Genomic DNA, 23,021 nt, shown 5'->3' on the forward strand with positions numbered 1-23,021 from the left:
TCACGGCATGACGCCCCAGCGCGTGAATGGTTCATCCTGTGGCGCATTATACGCACAGGGCGGGTCTGTCTCCATGATGGGGACACTCAAGCGCCGACCAAATCCTCTCTCGCCGGGAATTCTCTCCCCGACACGGCTCCGCCAGCCTCCTCAAAGCGCGTGGCGTGGATGCAATCACATGAGTGCATTCGGTATAGTCACATCATATAGGCAGCGTCTCGTACAGGACCTGCCTCCTCGTACATCCTCGGCACCTGGACAACAGCACATGCAGGCTCTGCCCTTTGCCTTTCTGGCCATCATCTTCTATCTCGGCGCCGGCCTGTGGCAGGGCCTGACGCTCATCCGCCGGGTACCGTCCAGACCACGTCTGGTACGCGGCCTGGCACTGGTAGCCGTCGCCTGCCATGCCGTGATCGTCTGGCTCACCATCAGCCATGGCGGCGAGCTGCACCTCGGACTGTTCGAGAGCGCCTCGCTGGTCAGCTGGGCCATCAGCCTGCTGCTGATCCTGGCCAGCATGTTCAAGCCGGTGATTGCCGGCGGTGCCGCCCTCTTCCCCGTGGCGGCCATCTGCGTCCTTGGCGTGATGAATCTTCCCAGCGCCAATACCGAGAATCCACTTTCCGCGGGGCTCATCGCCCACATCCTCACCTCGGTGGCGGCACTGGCCTTCTTCAGCATCTCGGCCATGCAGGCCGGTCTGCTGTCATTGCAGCAACATGCGCTGAAGAAGCGTCACACCCGCGGCATCGTCCAGGTACTGCCCGCGCTGACCAGCATGGAGCGCGCACTGTTCGAGCTGATCTGGGCCGGAATGATCCTGCTCAGCGTGTCGATTCTCAGCGGCATGATCTACCTCGACAACCTGTTCGCCCAGCACCTCGCGCACAAGACGGTCCTGAGCTTCGGCGCCTGGGTGATCTTCGCCGTGCTGCTGTTCGGCCATCATGTCCTGGGCTGGCGCGGACAGCGCGCGGCGCGCTGGACGCTGGGCGGCTGCCTGGTGCTGGCGCTGGCCTTCTTCGGCACCAAGTTCGCCCTGCAGGTCGTGTTTTCCCACTGAGCGTCGCTGTCGTGACGGGCAGCACCCGCAGCAGCTGGTGCATTGCCGTCACGGCAGCAGTATCATGCGCGTAAATCCGCCACCGAGGACCCTTCACTCTTGAGCGACGACACCCCGCTGGGGCTGCTGTTCGGCCTGCTGGTCATCCTGATCTTCCTGTCTGCCTTCTTCTCGAGCTCCGAGACCGGCATGATGTCGATCAACCGCTATCGCCTGAGCCACCGCGAGAAGAGCGGTGAGCGCGGCGCCAAGCGCGTCACCCGCCTGCTATCTCGCCCGGACCGTCTGATCGGCGTCATCCTGATCGGCAACAACTTCGTCAACAATCTGGCAGCGTCTCTGGCCACCATCATTGCCATCCATTACTTCGGTGATGTCTCCGGCCCTGCCATCTCCACTGCCGTCCTCACCATCGTGGTGCTGATCTTCGCCGAAGTGACACCCAAGACCATGGCCGCCGTGAATCCCGAGCGTATCGCCTACCCGGCGTCGGTGATTCTCGAACCCATGCTCAAGCTGCTCTATCCGCTGGTCTGGCTGGTCAATGGCATTTCCAATGGCCTGCTGCGCCTGTTCGGCGTTCGCGATGTCAGCGGCGGGGCCGACAGCTTGACCCGTGACGAGCTGCGCACCGTGGTCCACGAGGCTGGCAGCATGATCCCGCGCCGTCACCAGGGCATGCTGCTGTCGATCCTCGACCTCGAGAACGTTACCGTCGATGACATCATGGTGCCGCGTCAGGAAATCTTCGGTATCGACCTCGATGATGATCTCGACATCATTCTCAGTCATATCCGCGCCAGTCAGCACACACGAGTGCCGATCTACAAGGGTGACATCAACAACATCATCGGCATCCTGCACCTGCGCAATGCGGCCCGTTTCCTGTCACTGGACGAGGTCACCAAGGCCTCCATCATCCAGGAGGCCCGCGAGCCCTACTTCATCCCGGAATCCACCCCGCTGCATACCCAGCTGCTCAATTTCCAGAAGCAGAAGCGCCGCATCGGCATCGTGGTCGACGAGTATGGCGATGTGCAGGGGCTGGCGACCTTGGAGGATATCCTCGAGGAGATCGTCGGCGAGTTCACCACCGACGTGGCCGGCACTCATCAGGAAATCCATCCCCAGGACAACGGCAGCTACGTGATCGAGGGTACCGCCAACATCCGCGAGATCAACAAGGCCATCGGCTGGCAGCTGCCGACCGATGGCCCCAAGACGCTCAATGGTCTGATCCTCGAGCACCTGGAATCCTTCCCGGATGCGCCAGCCAGTCTGGCCATCGGCACGACCCGCATCGAGATCCAGCAGGTCAAGGACAACCAGATCACCTCGGCACGCTGTTGGCAGGCCTCGCGCACCACGCGCACCTGATCCAGCGCCTGCAGGGTAACGTTGCAGCGTCATGCGCGAAGGGCCCGCCATCTGGCGGGCCCTTCGCGTTCACGTCCATTGCAATGCGGTGTTGCACGCCACGGGGCGGCCAATGCCGGAGACACACGCTATCCTGTGCCTGCCCGGATCGCCGGACCACCTTTTCCTGCACTGCCCACTACCCGCAAATGGCCCTCATGACCCAAGCCTCTTCCCCGACGACTGTCCTGCACCACCACCCCGCACGCTTCACGCTGATGCTGGCACTGATGGTGGCGCTCGCGCCTCTGGCGACCGACGCCTATCTACCCGCCATGCCTTCCATGGCAGGCGACTTCGGTGTGGACGAGCATCGCATCGGCCTGACCATCACCATGTTCTTCTTCGGCTACGCGATGGGTCAGCTGGGCGGTGGCCCGCTGTCCGACAGTCTCGGGCGCCGCCCCGTCGCCCTGACTGGTTTCGTGCTGTTTCTCGTCGCCGGACTCGGTTGCGCACTGACACGAGACTTCCACTGGCTGCTGGTCTGGCGAGTGCTTCAGGGCATCGCCACCGGCATGACCGGCGGTGTCTCGCGCACCGTGGTGAGAGACGTCGCGACCGGCAAGGACGCCGCGCGCCTGATGACCAACGTGACCATGGTACTGATGACGGCGCCACTGATAGCGCCGTCCCTGGGCGCCCTGGTGATCTCGCTGAGCCACTGGACGACGATCTTTTTCACGCTGGGAGTCTACGGGCTGATAGTCGGTCTGATCATCCATCGCTGGCTGCCGGAGACCCACCCCGCCAGCGAGCGCACGCCCTTCAGACCACGCAACGTGCTGCGCAGCTATGGCGACGTCCTCACCACCCGGGGAGTCCCGGGGCACCTGATGCTGATCCTGTGCGGGCCCGGCATCATGTTCACCTTCATCACCAATGCCAGCTACCTGTATCAAGGGCTACTCGGGATGACACCGCCGCAGTTCGCGCTGGCCTTCGGCGCCAATGTGGTCGCGATGTTCGTCGGCAACCGTCTCAATCACCTCGGCCTCAAGCACCTGCGCACGCGCACGCTGGTCAAGCTGGCATTGAGCGTCCAGCTGACCGGCATCACCTGGCTGCTGGGGCTGGGCCTCACTGGCACGATCAGCGCCGCCACCCTGATTCCCGGCATGCTGGTGGTACTTGGCGCAGGCGCCATGATCACCCCCAACGTGATGGCGGACTACCAGTCGCTGTTCACCCGCGGCCACGGGGTCGCCAACGCCATCTCGGGCACCGCGCTCTTCCTAGGCGGCGGACTCTACGGTGCGATTGCCAGCCTGTGGCTGAACGGCTCCAACATGCTGCCGGTACCGCTGGTCATGCTTGCCGCATGCCTGGTGGGCGGCATCGGCTTCTGGGTCACCCGCCACACCGCGCCATCCAATCAGCCTGCCGCCCACGGCAGCAGCTCCAGCGCCCCCGCGTAAGCGCCATCACTGTCCGCAGAACGTGAACCGCATACGCAAAGACGCCGCCCGTGAAGCCACGGACGGCGTCTTTTTTTCAGGGAACGCTCTTGCGCTCACCACGTGAGGGGGCAGCCACCCTCGACCAGAGCAGCTTCACCCCGTCATTGGCAGTCCGCCAGGCGTGTCGCCTTGCGATGCAGATCGCGCACGGCCTCTTCCAGCTCCGCAGCCTTGACGTTCTCCGGCGCGAAGGTGCGACCGACGCACAACTCCACCCGACCACGCAGACGACGCGGCCACTTGGCAAAGGCCGGCCCGCCGCCGTGGGAGAACCACGACCCCCACAAGCCCCCCAGAGCCATCGGGATCACCGGCGCCGGATCACGCGCGAGGATCAGCTCCAGCCCACGCCGGAAGCGTCCCACTTCCCCATCTCGCGTCAGCTTGCCTTCCGGGAAGATCATGACCACCTCGCCCTCGCGCAGCGCCTTGCCGACCTCTTCCAGTGAACGACGCACACCGGCGGGGTCCTTGCGCGAGGAATCCACCGGAATGGCCCCCGCAATGCGGAAGAACCACTTGAGCCAAGGAGAGTGATAGATCTCGGCATCCATCAGAAACCGCAATGGGCGCGGGCTGGCGCCGCCGAGTATCAGCGCATCCATGAAGCTGACGTGGTTGCACACCACCAGTGCCGCGCCTTCCGCCGGTATCCGCCAGCGCCCCTTGAGGTGCAGCCGATACATCAGGTGAATGAGGATGAAGATGATCAGCCGCAGGAAGGGCCGCGGGTCACGCAGCATGCAGATCACCGCGATCAATCCACTGATCAAGGACAGCAGCAGCAGGAAGTCCGGAATATCACGCCCCATCACGCCCAGCACCAGAATGCCGGCACCGGCCGAGAGCACCATCAGCAAGGCATTGAGCACATTGTTGGCCGCGATCATGCGCGCGCGATGGTCCTCGGGGCTGCGCAGCTGCAACAGCGTGTAGAGCGGCACGATATACAGGCCGCCGCCGAAGCCGATGACGCCGAGATCCAGCCACATGCGCCAGAATCCGGCGATACCCAGCAGCTCGATCAGCGGCGTGGCCATCTGGGCCTCAGCCAGCGCCGGGCGCAAGGCAAGGTCCAGCCCGCCGGCAAAGATGATCAGCGCCCCGAAGGGCACAAGCCCTGTCTCGAGTCGTCCACGCGAGACACGCTCACAGGCCAGCGACCCCAGGCCAATGCCGATGGCAAAGGCCGCCAGCAGGGCCGATGTCGCCCCTTCGGCCCCATGGACGATATCCCGCGCATACGCCGGCAATTGCGTCAGATAGCTCGCACCGAGGAACCAGAACGCACTGATGCCGAGCAGCGCCCAGCGTAGCCGACGATTGCTCAGCCCCTCGCGCATCACCGCCACGCTGCCGGACAGCGGCCGCCAGGGCACCGGCCCCGGAGAAGCGGAAGGCGCCGGCGGAATGCGCATGGCAGCCAGTACGCCCAGCACCGCCAGCGACACCAGCGATGCCGACAGCGCCCAGCGCGCCAGCTCACCGCCCAGCGCCATCAAGGCCGCAGCCGCCAAGGTACCGACCAGAATGGCGAGGAAGGTACCCAGTTCAACCCAGGCGTTGCCACTGACCAGCTCATCGGCCTTGAGATGCTGAGGCAGGATGGCGTACTTGACCGGGCCGAACAGCGCGGACTGGGTGCCCATCATGAACAGCAGCGCCAGCAAGAGCTCCCAGGCCTCGAAGATCAAGGCACCCGCCGCCACGCTCATGGTGGCAAGCTCCAGCCACTTGAGCCTGACGATCAGCCGCTGCTTGTCGAGGTGGTCCGCCAGCAGGCCGCCCCAGGCGGAAAACAGCAGAAAAGGCAGGATGAACAACCCGGCGGCCAGATTGTTGACGACGCCGGTGTCCCAACCGCGCTGCTCGATGACCACGAAGGTCAGCAGCAGCAGCAGCGCGTTCTTGAAGAGATTGTCATTGAAGGCCCCGAGGGCCTGGGTCCAGAAGAAGGGGGCAAAGCGTGGCCGCCGCAGAAGGTCTCGACTCATCGCCCTGCTTCCGTGGCATCCCCCGAGCCTGCAGCCTCGCTGCGCACCTTGAGCCCCGCCAGCATGGTATCCAGCAGCTGGTCGAGCAGTTCCGTGACTTCCAGCGGCTGTCCTTGCCACAGACCCAGGCGTTCATTCATGCCCAGCTGGACCAGGCCATGCACGCTGCCCCACAGGGTTCGCGCCATGCGCTTGGCTTCCACTGACTCCACCTTGGGAGCGTACTCGACCAGAGCCAGCTCCACTCGCTCGAACAAGCCTTCGATCATGGCGTTCTGACGCTGATCCAGCTCCCCTTCCTGGGCCAGCGGGAAATCGAACAGCAGCTGCCAGCGATAGGGGTCGCGCTGGGCAAAGCCCCAATAGGCTCGCGCCAATGCCTTGAGACGCTGGGAGGGGCTCGGGGTCTCCTGCCCGGCAATCGCATCGCGCAGACGGTCCAGGGTCGTCAGATTGACGTGCTGGAGCAGGTTGCCAAAACTGCCGTAGAGCTTGAGCAGGGTACTGGGGGCGCAACCGACTTCGCGAGCCAGGTTGCGCAAGGACAAGGCGTGAACGGGCTGCTGCTTGAGCCATTCATCGCATGTCTCCATTACCCGCGCATGCAGCGCTTCCGGTGCATGCTGACGTGGACGGGCCATCGAATTCCTCTGGTGCTGAGATGCGTTACCGCGCAGCGAATCTGGCGCGGTGTGTGTCCGGACTGCGCGGGTTGGCAGAGAGAGTCACGATACCTGAGCATCCTGCTCCTGAAGCGCCCCGTGTCAGCCATTGAATCGAACAGTGTTTCCGTCCAGCATATCGAGACTGAGCACAAACGCAAGCGCCACCAAGGTGTGGCATGCTGGCGACTGCCGCGTGCAGCGGGGCTCTCGCGCTCATGATTGGGCAATGCGTCGCCCTGCATGTTCCCCCCTGCCCTTCATCTCAAAGGATTTCCGTGGCCGGACGCCTGTACCTTCCCCCGTTTCCCGAAGACCTGCCGCCCAGTGAACTGTTCGGATCACTCGCGACGCCTGCCCTCACGCGTCAGCTGCGGGAGGAGCGCCTGGTGAGCGCCAATCGCGCTCCACGCCTGCCGGTCTCGATGCTGCGCCTGGAAGGCCCGAGGCTTCGCCAGGTGCCAGCGCTCTGGGGGCTGACGCCCAGCTGGCTGGAGGTCATGGACCACGCTCCCCACGTGGCGCGCGCCGAGTCGCTGGAAACGCGACGCATGTTCCGCGAATCCTTTACCAGTCAACGGGCACTGATTCCCGTCGGTGGGGTCTATGTCTGGAAGGAACAGCCGCGCATGAAGCAGCCCTTTCTGGTCACGCACGCCACCCGCGCTCCGCTGTTGCTCGCCGCGCTGTGGACCCGCCACTTCAGCCCCCCGCTGATGGAAGGACTGCCCCCCGAGGGGCGCGACAGCTTCGCCTTGATCAGCGTGGCGTGCGCGGGTGTCACCGCACGTCTGACCGACCGCATGCCGGCGGTGATCGCCCCGCATCAGGTGCGGGAATGGCTGAGCGCCGATACCCCGCTGGACAGGGTACGTGCCATGCTGACACCGGACGCCAGCCTCGCGGCCTTCCCCGTCGCTCGCCGGGTCAATGATCCCGCGCACCAGGAATGGAGCGTCGCGCACCCCACCGGCCCGATGCTGAGCTGAGAGACGCCACTCGGCGCCCGGACAGCATGCTCAGATCGGGAACGCTGAATCCAGGCCGGTCAGACACGCGTATCGCCAGGAGGGGAGCACATCCTCGGACCTGCGCTGCTCGTGAGCCGTTGCTGATCTACCTGCGCGCTTGCGACGCATGAATCGCCCTTATCGAACCACCATGCCAGTGTCATCGGTGCCGTGAACCAGGAGAGAAGATGTCCTTGCCATCAGGATTCCGTCCGCTCGCTTTGAGCGCTGCCATCGCCGCCATCGTCATCACCGGCCTGTCGCCCGGCGTCAGCCTGGCCGATTCCTCCACGCCCCCCGCACCGTCCTCCATGACGTCAGCCACCTCGGCCTCTGCCATCACCCAGGCAGGCCCGGTGATCAAGAGCGCCAATGACCAGCGCGACTATCGCAGCCTGACGCTCGACAATGGCCTCAAGGTGCTGCTGGTGAGCGACCCGGCGGCTGACAAGGCTGCCGCTGCCATGGACGTGGAAGTGGGCAGCGCCCAGGACCCCGATGACGTTCCCGGACTTGCTCACTTCCTCGAGCATATGCTATTCCTCGGCACCGATCGTTATCCAGAGCCTGATGCCTATCAGGAATTCATCACCCGTCACGGCGGACAGCACAACGCCTTCACCGCCAGCCAGGACACCAACTACTTCTTCGATATCGCACCGGATGCCTTCGCCGAGGCCCTGCCGCGCTTTGCCCGCTTCTTCGTCGCACCACAGTTCAATGCCGACTACGTCGACCGCGAGCGTCATGCCGTACATTCCGAATATCAGGCACGCCTGCAGGATGACGGGCGGCGCGTGAATGAGGCTGTCGAGCAGGCGCTCAATCCAGATCACCCCTTCAACCGCTTCAGCGTCGGCAGCCTCGAGACACTCAAGGACAGCGAGGCAGGCAGCCTGCGCCAACGCCTGGTGGACTTCTATCAGGCGCATTACGGCGCCGGCGTGATGCGCCTCACCCTGGTCGGCCCCCAATCGCTGGACACACTGGAGTCACTGACGCGCCACAACTTCTCCGATGTCCCGAATCGCGAGCTCTCACGGCCACAGATCGATGCGCCGCTGGTCACTGCCGATGAGCTGCCCGCACGCGTGGAGGTCAAGGCACTCAAGCAGGAGCGCGAGCTCGACTTCATGTTCCCCATCGAGGACCCCGTCGCGCAGTATCGCGTCAAACCGGTCAGCTACCTTGCCAATCTCATCGGACATGAAGGGGAAGGCAGCCTGCTGGCGGTGCTCAAGGACAAGGGCTGGGCGGATGGGCTCTCGGCCGGCGGCGGCCCCAGCGATGGCGAGAATGCCCTGCTCAGCATCAGTGTCACCCTGACGCCCGAAGGCGCCCGGCATCAGCCGGAAATCCGCGCCGCGCTGTTCGACTATCTGGCATTGATTCGCCAGCAGGGCCTGGAGGAGTGGCGCTACAAGGAGCAGGCGGCGCTGGGCGAGCAGGAATTCCGCTTCCAGCAGCGCAGCTCTCCCGTGGACCTGGCCAGCAGCCTGGCCATGATGATGACGCGCTATCCGGTCAAGGATGTGCTGGCCGCGCCCTACCTGATGCAGGACTATGACGCCGAGCTGATCGAGTCGACCCTTGATCGCCTGACGCCAGAGAACCTGCTGGAGGTCTACTCCGGCCCTGATGTCACGGGAGAGCAACAGGGCAAATGGTTCAAGGCGCCCTATACCCTGACGCGCCTCACGGACGATGCCGTCGCCCGTGCCGGAGACGATCCCTCGCTGGCCGCCCGGCTTGCCCTTCCGGCCCCCAATCCTTATCTGGCCAGCGACTTCCAGGTCCTGAATCTGCCCGATGCGCCGCCACGTCAGCTGATCGACGAGCCCGGTGCCGAACTCTGGTATCAGGGTGATGACAGTTTCGGGGTCCCGAAGGCCGAGTGGCGCTTCGGGCTGCTCAACCCCGCCGTGAGCGCCTCGGTCGAGGATGAGGTCATGAGTCGCGTATTGGCGGCGTGGCTGAACGACAGCCTGAATGCCCGCCTGTACCCGGCACGTCTGGCCGGACAGGATGCTCTGGCCTATGCCCATGGCCGCGGCATCACGCTGCAGTTCAGTGGCTGGCGCGACGGCCAGCAGCCGGAAATGCGCGAGGTGCTGGATCAACTGGTCAATGGTGACATCGACTCTCAACGACTGGCACGCATCACGCAGCGCATGACACGCAGCCTGAGCAATCGCGCCCAGGCGCCCCTGTATACGCAGCTGGGCCGCAGTCTCAGTGAAGCGCTGGTCGGCCAGCCCACCACCGTCTCGCAGCAGCAGGACGTGCTGGCGCAGGTCACCAGCGAACGTCTGGACGCCTTCCGCAAGCGCTTCCTGGCACGCCTGCATGTCCAGGCCATGGTGGCAGGCAACCTGAGCGACACTCAGGCACGCGAGACCGGTCAGCTGGTGATCAATGGCCTGGCCCCCCGCGTCACGCGCGACGGCATCCCGGAGCTTGCCATCCACCGGGTGGACCAGCCCCTCGCGTTGCGACCGGAGAGCTCACGCGGCGATGCCGGCGCACTGCGCTACCTGCAGGGCAAGGATCGCACGCTCGAGAGTCAGGCCAGTCTGGCCGTGCTGGGCCAGCTGATCGAAGCCCCGTTCTACAGCCGGCTGCGCACCGATGAGCAACTGGGCTACATCGTCTCGGCCAGCTACTCCCCCATGCTGGATGCCCCGGGCCTGAGCCTGCTGGTCCAGTCGCCTTCCAAGGACAGCAAGACCCTGTTCTCGCGCATGGATGCCTTCTTCACGACCTTCGATGAGCGCATCACGGCGCTGGATGAGGCCACGCTCGCCAGCTATCGCAGCGCAGTGATCGATGGTCTCGAGCAGAAGCCGCGCCGCCTCTCCGAGCTTGCATCACGCAACTGGAGCGAACTGAGCTTCGGCTGGACCGACTTTGATCGCCGCCAGCAACTGATCCACGCCGTGGAGCAGGTCAGCGTCCAGGATATCCGTGACGCCTGGCAGCAGGTGACTCAGGCGGCGCCGCTGGAACTGGCCTTTGATCCCGAGATCCCCAGCGACTTCGATCAGCGCCTGCCGACGCTCGCGCTCCCCCTGCTGCCGGAGGCGCCACGTGCCGAGCACGGTGCCACCACCGCCGCTCCCTCGGCGCAACCTGCGGGCAATGCCCAGCATTGATCGCGCCACGCGTGCATGCCCGACGGCCAGGCGGGTCAGTCAGAACGCTTCCGTGAGGAACGGAGCCGTGAAGTGAAGGGCAGATCAGAGACGAGTGGAGCGTCAGTTTTTTCCGAGAGATGAACGACACGACCCCGGCGAATTCGCCGGGGTCGTGTCGTTGTGGCTGCGAGAATTTCGAGAATCAGCCAAAGGCCTGTGGCGGCATGATGCCTTCCACATACATCGCCAGTTCTTCCAGAATCTGCACGCGCGCCGGATCCTGCTCGTTCTGGGCCAGACGCTGGATCTCGCTGACGAAGCCCTTCACGGTCAGGCTGGCGACCTGCTCGTCATTCATGCGCTCCCAGCGCCACTGCTCCCAGCGCTCCCGCTCGGCTGAATCAAGCGTGTAGCCGTAGCTGCGTGCGCGGTAGCGGAACAGCATCTCCTCGAGCCGCCCATCCTGGAAGGCGAAGGGCGTGTCATCCAGTGCCTCGGGGTGAGAGGCACGCACGCGCTCCATCTCCTTGCGGTCCGCGGGCGAGAAGAAGCCTCCCGAATAGAGCATCAGGTCCGGGTCAGCCGGGCCGGCCGGCGGCGTCTCGGCAAACACCTGGGCGACCTTCACGCCGACCCCCGCATTGTCCTTGAGCCACTTCCAGTGCTCACGACATCGTGCAGGGTCGAGCTTGAGGCGCGCGACGATCTCGCCGTATTCCCCCTGGTGAGGGCCGGAGACATCCTTGAGCGCCGTCGCCGGCATCAGCACCGGGCTCTTGTTGAGATGAATGACCTTGAGGGGGATGCGCTCCTCACCTTCCGCCAGGTCATCCGCACTGGCGAACACCCGCGCCCGAATCTCCTCGGGAGTGAGATCCATCAGCGGTGCCGGGTCCACCGACAGGTCATAGACGATGACGCCATTGGCATTGGAGGGGTGCTCCGCCAGCGGCACCACCAGCGCACCGCATGCTCGCGAGGCCGGATAGCGACGTGAGATGTGCAGCATCGGCTTGCGCGCACCGATGTCCAGCAGGCTGGCGACATGACGCTTGTTGCGCAGCTTGAGCAGATACTCGAAAAGCCGGGCATTGCGTGACTTGAGCAGACGCGCCAGGGCGATGGTGGCCCGCACATCGACCAGGGCATCGTGCGCGCCGGCATGCTCGATGCCATTGGCGGCCGTCAAATCTTCCAGACGGAAGCTGGGGGCTCCGTCCTCGCGCCGCGGCCACTCGATCCCCTCGGGGCGCAGCGCATGGAAGGCGCGCACCACATCGATCAGGTCCCAGCGCGAATTGCCGTTCTGCCACTCACGCCCGTAGGGGTCGAGGAAGTTGCGATAGAACAGGTGACGGCTGACTTCATCATCGAAACGCAGGCTGTTGTAGCCCACCGAGCAGGTGCCCGGCACGCTCATCTCGTCGTTGATGCGCCCGGCGAACTCGGCCTCCGGCAGGCCGCGACGCTCGGCCTGCTGGGGCGTGATCCCCGTGATCAGGCACGCCATCGGATGAGGCAGGAAGTCGTCAGCGGGCTTGCAGAAGAGCGTCAGCGGCTCACCGATCTCGTTGAGCTCCGCATCAGTACGAATGGCGGCAAACTGCGATGGACGATCGCGGCGCGGGTCGGCGCCGAAGGTCTCGTAGTCGTGCCACAGGAAGGTGGGCTCTGCCACAGGAAATCTCCACGCGGACGGTCAGAAAATGCACATGCCAGAACACCGCGCCCGAGGGGGGCGATGTTCTGGCAGGAAAGTCGTACGAATCAGCGGTTGTCGAGTCTGCTCATGCCTCGCCGGGGCGCGGCAGAGTGACGTTCAGCTCGAGCACCGAACAATCATCCTCGCGGTCCAGCGAGATGTTGATGGCATCCTGATCGACCTGAACGTACTTGCGAATCACCTCCAGCAGCTCACGCTCCAGCATCGGCATGTAATCCGGCTGGTCACGCTGACTGCGCTGGTGAGCCACGATGATCTGCAGCCGCTCCTTGGCGACATTGGCCGTCTTCTTGCGCTCTCGCTTCAGAAAATCCAGTAATTTCACTTGCGCCCCCCTCCAAACATTCTGGCCAGCAGACCGCGCTTCTCGACTTCATGGAAGCGCAGCTGGACTTCCTCGCCCAACAGGCGGGAAACGCAGTCCACATAGGCCTGACCAGCATCGCTCTTCTGGTCGTGGGTCACCGGCACCCCCTGGTTGGAGGCGCGCAGCACGGCCTCCGACTCGGGAATCAGGCCGATCAGCGGGATCGACAGGATTTCCTGGATGTCCGTCAGATTCAGCATGTCACCCCCGGTCACGCGCGCCGGATGGTAGCGGGTGATCAGCAGGTGTTCGCGCACCGGAGAATCGCCGTTCTCGGCACGGCGTGTCTTGGAAGACAGCAGACCGATGATGCGATCGGAATCGCGCACCGAGCTGACTTCCGGGTTGGTGACCACCACCGCTTCATCCGCGAAGTACATCGCCAGCTGGGCACCGCGCTCGATACCGGCCGGGGAGTCACAGATGACGTAGTCGAATTCTTCCCGCAGGCTTTCGAGCACCTTCTCGACGCCTTCCAGCGTCAGCGCATCCTTGTCACGGGTCTGGGAGGCCGGAAGGATATGCAGGTTGTCGATGCGCTTGTCGCGGATCAGCGCCTGCTTGAGATTGGCCTCGCCCTGGATGACGTTGACGAGGTCGTAGACCACGCGCCGCTCGCAACCCATGATCAGATCCAGGTTGCGCAGACCCACATCGAAATCGATCACGACGGTCTTGTTGCCGCGCAGAGCCAGTCCGGTGGCAATGGCGGCGGCGCTGGTCGTCTTGCCGACTCCGCCCTTGCCTGACGTCACTACGATAATCTTGGCCAAAGGTATCTTCCTTGCTGAGAGTCCCCCGTGAAACGGGGATCACCGGTAAATATTGGATATCGTTCGAGGCACGCCGGCATCACTCAACCGAGGCGTGCGATACAAAGCTGGTCGTGTTCGAGCACGACTTCGACACTGGCACCCAGCAGACGATTGTCGATGTCGTCCAGGCGCTTGTAGGTTCCCGCTACCGAAAGCAGCTCGGCATGCAGTTCCTTGCAGTAGATGCTGGCGTTGCGATCGCCATGGATGCCGGCCAGCGCCCGGCCGCGAAGGGCGCCATAGATGTGCACGCTGCCGGCGGCCAGAATCTCGGCACCAGCATTCACGGCACCGATGATCACCAGATCACCCTCTGGCGCGCTGACCTGCTGCCCTGAGCGCACGGTACCACGGTAAACCTTGCTGGCATGGGCCGGCACCTCAACAACCGCGGCTTTTTCGTCCGCGACAGTCGCCTGTGGCTCGTCGGCGGGAGTCGCTTTCGCCTCAGGCTCGACAGTCGTGACCGGCGGCACGGACTCCAGCGTCCGGCCGCGATTTTCCTGGGGCGGGAACCACCCGAGACCCAATGCCCAGGCAGACTGGCGCACCGGGTCGCCACCACCGCGCACCGCCACCGGCAACAGCTTGTGGCCGCGACACACGGCGCAGATACGCTCCAGCGCCAGGTGCGGCTCGTCGAGCTTCTCGACGCTCAACACCACCGGCGTGTGCTGAAAGAAGGCGGGGGACTGGCTGAGTTTGCTGACCAGTTGGGCACGGATCTGCTCCGGGTCTCCACTGACCAGTTCCATGACCGTCATCGGCAGCATGCCGCCTTTGAAGGTGAAGGCCTGGGAGGCCCTGTCCGTACTGAGACTCATGACCTGACTCCGGGTTGCGTGAGGGAAGTGACACCCTCCGACACTCGTGAAAGAAGCTCGTGACGCTCGAGACATCCCTGGGATGGCATCCCGAAGCAGAAGGCCATCTGCCCGGCAGGCAGGTACCTGCCCGACGACTCATGCGGTGAAACGCCGAGGCCGGACGCCCCATCTCCCCGCGACGCAGTGCGACTTCTGCAGGAAGCGAGCTTCGTGATGACGTATCACCCGAGCGAGGAATGGCCTTTCATGAACCATCGCTCTGCTGAACAAAGCTATGTGAGCTGACACGGCGCTGCAACTGATGATACGGCCAGCAGTCCACACTGTCAGGTGTCGCGAGGCCACGACGCACGAAAGAGTCATCTCGTGATGACCTGACTCATCCCGCGCGAAGGCGCTCGGCAGACACTCTCCCCCGGTTTCCCTGCACCGATGGGCGCGTGAGACCACACAACATGGCCTCGTGACTGATAAGATAGCGGGGTGACGAAATTCATGCGCCGTCACCCCGGTTCACCGACAGACCCGAGTGTCCTGGTCCTGTCCGAGTGACTGGCCGCTGTTGCGCCCCTCTATTTTTTTGCCTGGATAACCGCTCTCTCATGACCGGACTGCTTTCCCGCCTCACTGGCCGCCTGTTCGCCCCTCGCTGGCAGCATGCCAACCCGACCATTCGCTCCGCTGCCGCGGCCCAGCTGGACCCTGAAACGCCGGATCAGCGCCAGATACTCGAGTCTCTGATTCTCGAGGACCCTGCGCTTGAGGTGCGTCATGCCGCTCTGGCACGCATGGCGACACCGGAGCGACTGCTGCCGCTGCTGGACCGGGCCGACGGGCTGGTACGCGAGCGACTCGTCGAGCTGCTGAGCGGTGGTCAGGATGCCCCCTCCCTGCTGGATCGCGAACAGCTGGTCGCACGCCTCGATGACAATGAGCTGCTGGCCGCCATCGCGGCGCGCGGGGACAATCAACAGTTGCGTCTGGTCGCGCTGGAACGTCTCACCGATGAAGCCGCCCTGATCCATCAGGCCTGCCACAACAGCATCGCGGCGGTGCGCCATGCCGCCGCCGCTCGCATCACCAGTCAGGACGGGCTGGAGCAGCTGGTGCGCGGCGCCAGACGCGATCGTCACGTCCAGCGTCAGGCCCGCGACACGCTCGCCCAGCGCCGCGCGGATGCCCAGCAGGCAGACGCTCTCAATGCCAGCCGTGACAACCTGCTGCGCCAGATGGAGAAGCTGCCGCGTCAGGCCTGGGAAGACAGCGTGCCATCACGCTATCGCTCACTGCTGCGCGAGTGGGAGCGACTGCCGGCCGCCGACCACGACGTCCAGCAGCGTTTCGAGGAAGCGCGTCTGCAGGCGTACAAGGTCATCAGCGATCATGAAGCCCGTGAACAGGCCATCCGTGAGCATGAACGCCTGAGTGCCAACCTGAGCACCCACCTGGAAGAGATCCTCACGGCCCTGCACCAGGCGCGCGCGGACCTCCTCAGTCGCGAGTGCGTCAATGATCATGACTTCGCCAGCCTTCAGGCTCAGCGTCGTCTGCAAGGCGAACGCTGGCGCGAGCTGACCGACCAGTTCTCGGCCCCGGCCGAACTGCTCGAACGTCATCAGCGCCTGCAGCAACAGCTGCAGGACCCGCTCGATGCCTGGTATCGCCATCAGCTGTGCCAGGGCGAGATGGACGCGGCGCTGGTCGACAATGACCTGGAACAGATGGCACGTCTCGAGCGCGAGATCGCCTGGCCAGCAGAGCTGCCGCTCACCAGAACGCTGCATGCCGTGCGCCAGGCGCTGGAGGCAGCTGCACCGCCGGCGACGACCGATGAAGAGAGTGCCAACGAGGCCGCCGCGACCGATGAGCCCGCCACGAACAGCAGCGACAAGCCCAGAACGCTTGATCTGGAAGCCATCAGCGCCGAACTGGATCAGCTGGACACCTACCTGGAAGCCGGCAAGCTCAAGCCCGCCAGTCGCCTGCATCGTTCACTGCGCGACCGCACCGAAGGCCAGCTCGACAGCGAGCGTCAGACGCGCCTTCGTCAATTGGGCGCTCGCGTCGCGGAGCTGCGTGACTGGCAGAACTTCGTCGCCGCTCCCAAGCGTGAACAGCTGCTGGAAGCCATCACCACATTGGCCGAGCGCGAGGACCTCAGTGATGAGCAGCGCGACCGCCAGCATCAGCAACTGATTCAGCAGTGGCGCAGCCTGGGCGATGCCGCTGCCAGCCGTGAGTCCAGCCAGTCCTTCCGCAGCGCCTCGGACAGCATCAAGCAACAGCTGCAGGATTACCGCGAAGCGCGCAAGCAGGCACGCGAGCACAACCTTGCCATGCGTGAGGCGCTCTGTGAGCAGCTGGAATCGCTCAATGGACACGCCATGGGCGATGCGGACCCGGACGCCCTGCGCCAGATCCGCGACCGCGCACGCGAAGAGTGGCGCCGTCACACTCCGGTACCGGCAGGCCCGGGCCGCCAGCTGTCGCATCGCTTCGGTGAAGCGCTGACCGCGCTGCAAGGCTTGATCGACCAGCGCGCCGGCGAGATCGCCGCGGCCAAGCAGGCATTGGTGGACGCCGCCGAAGCGCTGGCCGATGAAGACGCTCCGGCACGTGCGCGCGCCGAGCAGGCCAAGGCACTGCAGACTCGCTGGCGGGAACTGGGCCGTGCCCCCAAGGGCGAGGAGCAACGCCTGTGGTCTGCCTTCCGCGCCGCCTGCGACCGCATCTTCGCCGCACGTGATCAGGACCGTGAAGCGCGTGACACGCGCGAGCAGGTCCGCCTCGAACAATGGCAGGCTCTGATCGAGCGCCTCGATAGCTGGGAACCGACGACCCTGGAAGACGCCGCCCAGCTGGACGACGCGCTCAAGGAAGCCGACGCGCTGGGTGCCCTGCCGCGTGGCAAGCGCGGTGACGGCATGCGTCGGCGCTGGAATGGCATTCTCAAGCGTCGCGAACAGCGCCTGGATGAACTCCATGCCCAGCAGCTGCGCCAGGAATGGCAGCAGTGGCGCGACCTGCTGGAGCAACATGCCGTCGCCGATGCCAGTGCACGCCAGGGCAATATCGAGGATGTCGAACTCCCCGAGTCATCGGCGTTCGACGATGCCAGCCGCCAGGCCAATGCCGCGCGCAACCAGATGCGCCGTGCCGAGCCGGTCAGCGCCAACGCCGCCAATGAGCGCCTCGCGGAGCTGCGTGTCCATCTGGCGATCCTGTTCGAGGCGCCGCTGGGTGCGGAAGACGAATCGCGGCGCCTGACCGTTCAGGTGGCCCGCATCAATCAGCAACTGGGCGAGCGCCTTGAGCGTGATGAGGAACTCGACGAGGTGCTGGATGCGCTGCTGGCCAATGGTCCGCTGGACTGGGAAGCCTGGCAGGCCGAGTTGCCGCGCTTCGATGCCCTGTTCAACCACTGACGGCGTCGGGTCGGCATAGACAGTCAGCTGACCGGCACCCTACGACGACGAAGCCCCCGTCTCGAGAGAGACGGGGGCTTCGTGGTTTTCACGACAGGAAAAGTGCGCTTGCCCCTCTCCTGTCAGATCCTGGTTCCTGTGAGTGCGCTCTGCGGCCTCTTGTACGCTTGATGGCCTCTTCCGCCCTGCCGGGTTCTGCCACCCTGCGGGTACGTCGCGAGACGCCGGGGCGCATGAGCACGAACGGACATCAGCCCATGAACTGGCCACCATTGATGTCCAGATTGGCACCGGTGATGAAACCGGATTTCTCGTCCGCGAGGAATGCCACCGCGCGAGCGATCTCGTCCGGCTGACCATAACGCTTGACCGGAATCGTCTCGCGGATGGATTCACGAATCTCTTCCGGAATCTTCATGATCATGTCGGTGGCGATATAGCCCGGCGACAGAGTATTGACGGTGATGCCCTTGGTCGCGGTTTCCTGTGCCAGCGCCATGGTCAGACCATGCATGCCCGCCTTGGCGGCCGAGTAGTTCACCTGACCGAACTGGCCCTTGCGGCCGTTGATGGAGGAAATGTTCACGATGCGGCCGTACTTGTGCTCCAGCATGTCATTGATGACGGCACGGCAGGTATTGAAGACGCTATCGAGGTTGCAGTTGATGACTTCGCGCCACTGCTCGTAGCTCATCTTGCGCATGGAGGTATCACGCGTGATCCCTGCGCAGTTGACGAGCACGGCCACCGGCCCGAAGCGCTCGCGAATTTCATTGACGCCTGCCTGACAGGCTTCGAAGTTGTCCAGCTCGATACCGGAAAGCGCGATGTTCTCGAACCCGGCAGCACGCTGTTCCTGCAACCAGCCTTCTGCCTTTTCCTTGTTCCTGTAACCGGCAATCACCTGGTACCCCTGGCTCGCCAGCTCACGACAGATGGCGGAACCGATGCCACCGGTGCCACCGGTGACCCATGCAACGGGTGCTGTTTGCGTCATGTTATTGTCTCTCCCTGTTCCTGGAACGTCCTGTGCCCGCAAGGGAGCACAGCATGGCATTTCGCCGTTGATCGCTCATCGACTGGCTGGCGATCTTCCGGTAACGACAAACACTGACAGGCGTCTCTGACAGCATGGCGACAACCGTGCGCTCGGTGAAGACTGTCACCGCCCTGCGCGAGGCGTGTCACTCTCAGTATGGACAGGATTCCCACGGAAAGTATGTAGCAGATCTCTCACATTGATTGAGGTCAATTCCATCACCCTCGCTCCCCCCCATCGCCTGGCCGCCTCAGGAAAGTCTTCCGGCTGATTACGGGATAACGGTTGACTCAGCACTGTATATCCTTATACTACGCCCCACGTTGATGCGGGGTGGAGCAGTCTGGTAGCTCGTCGGGCTCATAACCCGAAGGTCATCGGTTCAAATCCGGTCCCCGCTACCAGCAAGCGCCAGCAGTTTCGGCACTTGGGAAACAACGTGATGTTGCGGGATGGAGCAGTCTGGTAGCTCGTCGGGCTCATAACCCGAAGGTCATCGGTTCAAATCCGGTTCCCGCTACCAACCTCTGATGCGTCAGAGTTGGAGCAAAGGCAGTACCCAGTGTTGCGGGGTGGAGCAGTCTGGTAGCTCGTCGGGCTCATAACCCGAAGGTCATCGGTTCAAATCCGGTCCCCGCTACCAAGAATTCGAAAGGCCTGATGCCCTGCATCAGGCCTTTTTCGTATGCGTGACATTCCTGTGCGAGGATATCGACGAGGCCAGCGCCCGGACCTCATTCCTCCCATTCTCCACGCCCATCACCTTCACACTCATCACGTCAGTCTCGAAGGAGTGCCTGCATGCGCCACTGGCTGGTCAAGACCGAACCCGACGCCTTCTCGCTGGAAGACCTGCGCCGCGAGTCGCCGGCACTCTGGGATGGCGTGCGCAACTATCAGGCGCGCAACTTCCTGCGCGAGATGCAGCTCGGGGATGTCGTGCTCATCCAGCACTCCAGCTGCAAGGTACCTGCAGTGGTCGGGCTGGCCGTGGTCAGCGAGCTCGCCCTGCCGGACCCGACAGCCAGCGACCCCGAGCACAAGGGCTTCGACCCTCGCCAGATGGCGGACCTCGAGGCCGGCAAGACGCCGCGCTGGGTCGCTCCGCACCTGCGCTATCTGCGTTCGCTGCGCAGTGCACTTCCCATCGCGCGCCTGAAGGAGAAGCCCGAGCTGGCCGACAGTCACCTGGTCCGCCGTGCCCGCCTTTCCGTCATGCCATTGAGCGAGGACGAGATCCAATGCATCGCCCGCCTGGCCGGGGACGACCTCAAGCCTTGAGCCCCCCGCCCGCACCAGATGACCCCTGCACATCTTGAACTCGCCCGCCGCGGCCCGCATCATCAGGCCAGCCGGCTCGCGTGCGAGCCTTGAATCGCAGACACTTCCGGGGCATGCATCATGATCATCGATCCCAATACCGGCCAGCCACTGACCGGCAATGACACCACCGCCGCCCAACCGCAAGGCGTGGTAGGAGGAGCTGCTGCCAGCGCCCCCCGCCAGGCAGAAGACGCCAACACCTACATCATCGATGTCGACATGAGCAATCTGCAGCAGATCCTCGAGGCCTCGCAGCAGGTACCGGTGCTGCTGGACTGCTGGTCTCCCCAGAGCGAGCATTGTCGCGTCCTGACGCCGATTCTCGAGATGCTGGCCCGTGAGTATGCCGGTGGCTTCATCCTCGCCAAGCTGAACGCCGAGGAACAGCAGGACATCGCTGCCCAGCTGGGAGTGCGCTCGGTACCCGACGTCAAGCTGGTCATCCAGGGCGGTCTGGCAGGCAACTTCACCGGCGCCCGTCCGGAAGCCGAGATTCGCCAGTTCCTCGAGCAGCACAAGGTGATGCCTGCTGCCGGTGCCGGCCCCAGCCTCGTCGAGCAGGCCGCCAGCGCACTGGAAACCGGCGATCTGGCGACCGCCAAGGCGATTTACCAGCAGCTGGCGCAGGAATCCCCCGAGACACCGGACTACCGCATCCAGCTCGCCTCGGTCCTGGTTGCCGAAGGCAACGGCGAAGAGGCCCGCCAGCTGCTGGACTCCCTCAAGCCGGAAGACCGCGATGGCCCGAAGGCGCGTGGTGTGCGTGCACGCATCGATTTCATCGCCGAGGCGCCGAGCCCGGAAGAGGTCCAGGCCATGATCGAGCGGGATGACAGCGAGGCCCGCTACCAGCGCGCCATGCGTGATCTTGCCGATGGCCACTACGAGCTGGCGCTCGATGCCCTGATCGGCCTGATGAAGACCGACCGCCAATACGGGGATGATCTGGCCCGCAAGACGCTGCTGCGCGTGTTCGATGCCCTCGGCGCGACCCATGAGCTGACCGTGCGCTTCCGCCGCCAGCTGTTCGCCCTGATGTACTGAGTCGCAGACGGCAACCACCTTCCCACGACAAGGGGCCCCGAGGACGTGAGCTGTCCTCGGGGCCCCTTGTCGCAGGTAGCGGATGAATGTCGTGAAGCGTGTGCGTGCAGCAGGGTGGGAAAGGATGCGGATGAGCCCTGGATTCAGCCGCCCCGACGCGTCCACCCTTTCAGCAGTGATGGCCTCGCACGCGCTTCGCGGGCGCTGAGCGGACAGCCAGGCGGGAGCTCTTCCAGCGCGGGCGTGATGACCCCCGCCTCCTTCGCCCTGGCCAACCGAAGACTCCCGCCCCTGCAACACCATTCTCGACATGCCATCACGCCGGACGACTCAACATCGGCTCGCGCCCAACGAGATGTCTCTGCCAGCTCATGTCTCATCATCATCCCTCCTGAGGATGCCCGCTCACGATGAACGGCCTGCCCTCAGAGTTATCGATAATGATTCTCAATTCAAGGTTTCGCTCGCCACTTCCTGCCAGCATCTCATCGGCGCTTGATCCAGATCAGACATCTGACTACCCCTGCAGCGCACCTTTCAGGCGTTCATCGAGACGCTGCAATGCCTGCTCAAGCTGCTGACGTGTGGTGGCGTAGTTCAGGCGCACGAACCCCGGCCAGCCGAAGTCGGCCCCATCGGAAAGCGCGACACCGCACTCCTCCAGCAATGTCTGCTGAGGCGAATCGCCCAGGCCGGCCTCACGCATGTCCAGCCAGGCCAGATAGGTCGCCTGAGGGCGCGTCATGCGAACGCGCTCCCAGCCGGCCACATGCGCTTCGAGCAGATCGAGATTGCCGCGCAGCACCTCCAGCAGCTCCTGACGCCACGGCTCTCCCTCACGCCACGCCGCTTCCGTCGCCACCATGCCCAATACATTGATATCCGGCATCAGGCCACGGGTCGCGGCGACGAAGCGCTGACGCAGGTCCGGATCGGTGATCACCGCACAGGCAAAGGTCAGCCCCGCCGTGTTGAAGGTCTTGGACGGCGCCCACAGTGTCACGCAGCGCGCCGCCAGGCGCGGATTGAGGCTGGCCAGCGGGATATGCCGCGATGCGGGGTCCACCACTAGGTCGGCATGCAGCTCGTCGGACACCACCAGCAGATCATGACGCTCCACCAGTGCTGCCAGCGCCTCGAGCTCTTCCTCGCGCCAGACACGGCCGGTAGGATTGTGTGGATGGCACCACAGCAGCAGCTCCGTCTCGGGGGTGATCGCGGCTTCCAGTGCCTCGAGGTCCAGCTGCCACAGGCCACCTGGCTCGGCAGGCTCCGCCAATGGCGCCATCTGCGCGATACGCCCCGTCTTCTGCGCGACCTGCAGGAAGGGCGGGTAGATCGGCGTGGTCGTCACGACCCCCGCCCCTTCTGACGTCAATGCCAGGCTGGCGAGATGCAGTGCCGGCACCACGCCGGGCAGCCAGACGATGGCCTCACGTGGTATCTCCCAGCCATAGTGCTCACGGCTCCAGTCGCGCAGACTGTCGTCGAGCCCCTGAGAGGGCTTGGCATAGCCGTAGATCGGGTGAGCAACCCGCTCCGCCAGCGCACGCGTCACGGCCGGCGGCGCGCTGAAGTCCATGTCGGCGATCCACAGCGGCAGGACATCCGCGCCGTAGCGCTCCCACTTCTGGGAGGGATACTGACTGCGGTCAATGGGGGTGATGAAATCGTGCTCCATGTAGAATCTCTCCCGGTGCTGGCCCATGCGAGCCA

16 protein-coding genes and 3 tRNA genes are annotated in these 23,021 nt (G+C 64.3%); 11 read left to right on the forward strand and 8 right to left on the reverse strand.

Annotated elements, in window-relative coordinates; translation table 11 throughout:
* The first annotated feature begins 268 nt into the window (after positions 1-268).
* The 3 genes from AC26AR_RS15415 to AC26AR_RS15425 all read left to right on the forward strand — a co-directional run bounded on the left by AC26AR_RS15415 (position 269) and on the right by AC26AR_RS15425 (position 3,900).
* On the forward strand, positions 269-1,066 hold the full coding sequence (locus tag AC26AR_RS15415) for a cytochrome C assembly family protein (RefSeq protein WP_077373617.1): 798 nt from the start codon (positions 269-271) through the stop codon (positions 1,064-1,066).
* 99 nt (positions 1,067-1,165) lie between these two features.
* Entirely contained in the window at positions 1,166-2,443 is a 1,278-nt protein-coding gene (locus AC26AR_RS15420; RefSeq protein WP_077373614.1) for an HlyC/CorC family transporter, read from the forward strand.
* A 197-nt stretch (positions 2,444-2,640) separates the two neighbouring features.
* Complete coding sequence (locus AC26AR_RS15425) at positions 2,641-3,900, forward strand: multidrug effflux MFS transporter (RefSeq protein ID WP_176504126.1); 1,260 nt, start codon at positions 2,641-2,643, stop codon at positions 3,898-3,900.
* Between the two features lie 143 nt (positions 3,901-4,043).
* Here AC26AR_RS15425 and AC26AR_RS15430 read toward each other — a convergent pair whose 3' ends face one another.
* Together AC26AR_RS15430 and AC26AR_RS15435 are read right to left on the reverse strand one after the other, a co-directional pair.
* Positions 4,044-5,936, reverse strand: a complete 1,893-nt coding sequence (locus tag AC26AR_RS15430; protein WP_488107293.1) for an MFS transporter — start codon at positions 5,934-5,936, stop codon at positions 4,044-4,046.
* Positions 5,933-6,577: a TetR/AcrR family transcriptional regulator gene (locus tag AC26AR_RS15435; protein WP_077373605.1), complete on the reverse strand. Its 645-nt coding sequence runs from the start codon at positions 6,575-6,577 to the stop codon at positions 5,933-5,935. Before AC26AR_RS15435 ends, AC26AR_RS15430 begins: the two co-directional genes overlap by 4 nt.
* Before the next feature lie 299 nt (positions 6,578-6,876).
* Here AC26AR_RS15435 and AC26AR_RS15440 point away from each other — a divergent pair, with 299 nt between their 5' ends.
* Together AC26AR_RS15440 and AC26AR_RS15445 are read left to right on the forward strand one after the other, a co-directional pair.
* Positions 6,877-7,587: an SOS response-associated peptidase gene (locus AC26AR_RS15440; protein ID WP_077373602.1), complete on the forward strand. Its 711-nt coding sequence runs from the start codon at positions 6,877-6,879 to the stop codon at positions 7,585-7,587.
* Positions 7,588-7,796: 209 nt separating this feature from the next.
* Positions 7,797-10,760 carry an insulinase family protein gene (locus AC26AR_RS15445; protein ID WP_488107294.1) on the forward strand — a complete coding sequence of 988 codons (2,964 nt, stop codon included), beginning with the start codon at positions 7,797-7,799 and terminating at the stop codon, positions 10,758-10,760.
* Positions 10,761-10,944: 184 nt separating this feature from the next.
* On the opposite strand, the gene sbcB is transcribed toward AC26AR_RS15445, so the two are convergent.
* From sbcB to minC, 4 genes are all read right to left on the reverse strand, one after another.
* Complete coding sequence (sbcB, locus tag AC26AR_RS15450) at positions 10,945-12,420, reverse strand: exodeoxyribonuclease I (RefSeq protein ID WP_077373596.1); 1,476 nt, start codon at positions 12,418-12,420, stop codon at positions 10,945-10,947.
* A 109-nt stretch (positions 12,421-12,529) separates the two neighbouring features.
* Positions 12,530-12,790, reverse strand: coding sequence for a cell division topological specificity factor MinE (gene minE, locus AC26AR_RS15455; protein WP_043336475.1), 261 nt, complete (start codon positions 12,788-12,790; stop codon positions 12,530-12,532).
* On the reverse strand, positions 12,787-13,605 hold the full coding sequence (gene minD / locus AC26AR_RS15460) for a septum site-determining protein MinD (RefSeq protein ID WP_077373593.1): 819 nt from the start codon (positions 13,603-13,605) through the stop codon (positions 12,787-12,789). The genes minE and minD overlap by 4 nt, the downstream gene beginning before the upstream one ends.
* An 83-nt stretch (positions 13,606-13,688) precedes the next feature.
* Complete coding sequence (gene minC, locus AC26AR_RS15465) at positions 13,689-14,471, reverse strand: septum site-determining protein MinC (protein WP_191237736.1); 783 nt, start codon at positions 14,469-14,471, stop codon at positions 13,689-13,691.
* Between the two features lie 605 nt (positions 14,472-15,076).
* Here minC and AC26AR_RS15470 point away from each other — a divergent pair.
* Positions 15,077-17,899 carry a DUF349 domain-containing protein gene (locus AC26AR_RS15470; protein ID WP_488107295.1) on the forward strand — a complete coding sequence of 941 codons (2,823 nt, stop codon included), beginning with the start codon at positions 15,077-15,079 and terminating at the stop codon, positions 17,897-17,899.
* Between the two features lie 250 nt (positions 17,900-18,149).
* Here the strand turns inward: AC26AR_RS15470 and phbB are convergent, their stop codons facing one another.
* Positions 18,150-18,896: an acetoacetyl-CoA reductase gene (gene phbB / locus AC26AR_RS15475; protein WP_077373584.1), complete on the reverse strand. Its 747-nt coding sequence runs from the start codon at positions 18,894-18,896 to the stop codon at positions 18,150-18,152.
* A gap of 369 nt (positions 18,897-19,265) precedes the next feature.
* On the opposite strand from phbB, the gene AC26AR_RS15480 reads away from it, so the two are divergent.
* From AC26AR_RS15480 to AC26AR_RS15500, 5 genes are all read left to right on the forward strand, one after another.
* Positions 19,266-19,342, forward strand: a tRNA-Met gene (locus AC26AR_RS15480).
* A gap of 42 nt (positions 19,343-19,384) precedes the next feature.
* Positions 19,385-19,461, forward strand: a tRNA-Met gene (locus AC26AR_RS15485).
* Positions 19,462-19,504: 43 nt separating this feature from the next.
* Positions 19,505-19,581, forward strand: a tRNA-Met gene (locus AC26AR_RS15490).
* A 158-nt stretch (positions 19,582-19,739) separates the two neighbouring features.
* A complete protein-coding gene (locus tag AC26AR_RS15495) occupies positions 19,740-20,219 on the forward strand; it encodes an EVE domain-containing protein (protein ID WP_488107296.1) in 480 nt (159 codons plus the stop codon).
* Positions 20,220-20,339: 120 nt separating this feature from the next.
* Positions 20,340-21,305 (forward strand): tetratricopeptide repeat protein, encoded by a 966-nt coding sequence (locus AC26AR_RS15500; RefSeq protein ID WP_488107297.1) that lies wholly within the window; start codon positions 20,340-20,342, stop codon positions 21,303-21,305.
* 517 nt (positions 21,306-21,822) lie between these two features.
* On the opposite strand, the gene AC26AR_RS15505 is transcribed toward AC26AR_RS15500, so the two are convergent.
* Positions 21,823-22,986, reverse strand: coding sequence for a MalY/PatB family protein (locus AC26AR_RS15505; protein ID WP_488107298.1), 1,164 nt, complete (start codon positions 22,984-22,986; stop codon positions 21,823-21,825).
* Positions 22,987-23,021: the final 35 nt, after the last annotated feature.

The organism is Cobetia sp. PS-4MA (assembly GCF_057670765.1).